This is a genomic window from Dolichospermum circinale AWQC131C, assembly GCF_000426905.1.
Lineage (GTDB): Bacteria > Cyanobacteriota > Cyanobacteriia > Cyanobacteriales > Nostocaceae > Dolichospermum > Dolichospermum circinale.
Genome location: NZ_APIY01000453.1, coordinates 1 through 966 on the forward strand (window position 1 = coordinate 1; position 966 = coordinate 966).

Sequence of the window (966 nt, forward strand, 5' to 3'; positions counted from 1 at the left end):
TCATGAAAGCATATTCAGTGGATATCCGAGAAAAAATAGTTGCAGCCCATATTGAGGAAAAAATATCAATTCGTCAAGTGGCAATCAGATTTGCAGTTAGTAAAAGTCTAGTACAAAAGCTGGTAAAGCAACAACAAAGTGATGGCAATCTACAACCATTAAAACCGGGTAAGCCAAGATTTAGTCATCTAGCAAATGCGGAATTAGAGTTAAGGAAACTGGTGTCAGAGAATCAGGATGCAACAATAGTGGAACTATGTGAATTATTTGCATTAAAGACAGGTAATTGGGTGAGTCGGACTGCAATGTGTCGCTCCTTACAAAAATTGGGATTAAATCGCAAAAAAAAACATTGCAAAGTAGCCAAGCAGGAACAGAAAGAGTCCAAAAATTAAGGACAGAATACTGGGAAAAGGTAAGGGATATAGATCCAGAAAACTTGGTATTTTTGGATGAAACAGGGGTAATACTGGGTTTAACCAGAACTCATGCACGTTCTCAGAAGGGAACAAGAGTATACGAAATGAAACCATTTTATCGTGGTACAAAAGTTACAGTAATTGGAGCAATCAGTATTAAAAAAGTAGTGGCATTAATGACGATGAATAACTCAATGGATAGCAAGGCATTTGAAGTATTTATTGAAAAGTTTTTAGTACCTCAATTATGGACGGGAGCAGTAGTAATTATGGATAACTTACCTGCACATAAACTAGCATCAATTAAACCAATGATTGAATCTGTAGGTGCGAAAGTTATTTGTTTATCTCCATACTCTCCTGATTTTAACCCCATTGAGTTATGGTGGTCACAACTCAAATCTTTTTTACGTACTTTTTCTCCAACTACCACTGAAATGGTTGATAAAGTTATTTCTGTTGCTCTCGATTTGATGAATCCTCAACATTTAAAAAATTGGTTCACTAATTGTTGTTACTGTACCTCATAACACCGGGAAGTGCTGTA

General features: G+C 36.0%; 2 protein-coding genes. Both read left to right on the plus strand.

Features of this window, described 5'->3' with window-relative positions; genetic code table 11:
* On the plus strand, positions 1–395 hold a 395-nt coding region (locus ACIR131C_RS25855), incomplete at its 5' end, for a helix-turn-helix domain-containing protein (RefSeq protein WP_028088708.1).
* Positions 353–949 carry an IS630 family transposase gene (locus ACIR131C_RS25860; RefSeq protein WP_196811701.1) on the plus strand — a complete coding sequence of 199 codons (597 nt, stop codon included), beginning with the start codon at positions 353–355 and terminating at the stop codon, positions 947–949. The genes ACIR131C_RS25855 and ACIR131C_RS25860, both read left to right, overlap by 43 nt.
* The last annotated feature ends 17 nt before the right edge of the window (positions 950–966 follow it).